This is a genomic window from Cellvibrio sp., assembly GCF_046347455.1.
In the GTDB taxonomy this organism is placed as follows: Bacteria; Pseudomonadota; Gammaproteobacteria; order Pseudomonadales; family Cellvibrionaceae; genus Cellvibrio.
The window spans coordinates 1-1236 of sequence record NZ_JAXMGC010000017.1; the positions used below are offsets into that span (position 1 = coordinate 1).

4 protein-coding genes are annotated in these 1236 nt (G+C 45.1%); all 4 read left to right on the top strand.

The window, feature by feature from the left end; all coding sequences use genetic code 11:
• Positions 1–164, top strand: a 164-nt coding sequence (gene rpmC / locus U1F02_RS15635; protein WP_409991335.1) for a 50S ribosomal protein L29, incomplete at its 5' end; no start/stop codon positions are given.
• Position 165: 1 nt separating this feature from the next.
• Positions 166–426 carry a 30S ribosomal protein S17 gene (rpsQ, locus tag U1F02_RS15640; RefSeq protein ID WP_297921565.1) on the top strand — a complete coding sequence of 87 codons (261 nt, stop codon included), beginning with the start codon at positions 166–168 and terminating at the stop codon, positions 424–426.
• Positions 427–551: 125 nt separating this feature from the next.
• Positions 552–920 (top strand): 50S ribosomal protein L14, encoded by a 369-nt coding sequence (gene rplN / locus U1F02_RS15645; RefSeq protein ID WP_297921562.1) that lies wholly within the window; start codon positions 552–554, stop codon positions 918–920.
• Positions 921–931: 11 nt separating this feature from the next.
• Positions 932–1236: 50S ribosomal protein L24 (gene rplX / locus U1F02_RS15650; protein ID WP_409991334.1), on the top strand; the 305-nt coding region annotated here is incomplete at its 3' end.

A 1236-nucleotide genomic window follows, 5' to 3' on the forward strand; every position in this document is an offset into this window, starting at 1 on the left:
CTGTCGAGGAACTCAAGGCTGAACTTGATAGCCTCCAGTTGCAGCAATTTAAGCTGCGTATGGCGAAAGCGACTGGCCAACTCGCCAAGACGCATCAGGTAGGGTTGGTTCGTAAAGATATCGCCCGTATCAAAACAGTCTTGACAGAAAAACAAGGTGGCTGAGATGACAGAGCAGACCAATACCCAACGGACATTGACTGGTAAAGTAGTCAGCAACAAAATGGATAAATCCATTACAGTGTTGATTGAACGTCTTGTCAAACATCCAAAATACGGTAAGTACATTCGTCGCTCCACCAAATTGCACGCACATGATGAAAATAATGTGTGTCAAGAAGGCGATATTGTCACCATCGCAGAATGCCGTCCACTCTCCAAAACTAAAGCTTGGAGATTGGTTGAAGTGGTTGAATCGGTGAAATAATCCGAAATTTGGCAGATTTTTTCTGCCAAATCTCTAAATAAGCTGATTTTTACTTGTATCCCTGTGCGATATTGGGTAGGATTACCGCCCCTTCGCATGGGGTTATCTAGGTTTGGAGTAGAGCAATGATTCAGACCGAAACGATGCTCGAGGTAGCAGACAATAGTGGCGCGCGTCGCGTACAGTGCATCAAAGTACTGGGCGGCTCTCATCGTCGTTATGCTACCGTCGGCGATATTATTAAGGTCACGGTCAAGGAAGCAATTCCTCGTGGCAGGGTTAAAAAAGGCGATGTGATGAATGCTGTGGTTGTGCGTACCAAGTTTGGTATTCGCCGTCCAGACGGTTCATTAATCCGTTTTGATGACAATGCTGCGGTGTTGCTGAATAACCAAAAAGCCCCCATCGCTACCCGTATTTTCGGGCCGGTAACTCGCGAATTGCGTACTGAGCAATTCATGAAAATCATCTCGCTGGCACCAGAAGTGCTGTAAGGGTGGGACTCATGGCAAAGATTAAAAAAGGTGACGAAATTATCGTCATCACTGGTAAAGATAAAGGCAAGCGTGGCACAGTAGTGTCTGTTGCTGAAGAACGTGTCACTGTAAGTGGTATCAACTTGGTTAAAAAACACGTTAAGCCGAATCCGGCTCGTGGTACTCAAGGTGGTATCGTAGAGAAAGAAGCTCCATTAGCGATTTCTAATGTTGCTTTAATTAATCCAGAGACGCAAAAGGCAGATCGCGTAGGTTACAAACTATTAGAAGATGGCACTAAAGTTCGTGTCTTCAAATCTAATGGTGCTGTAAT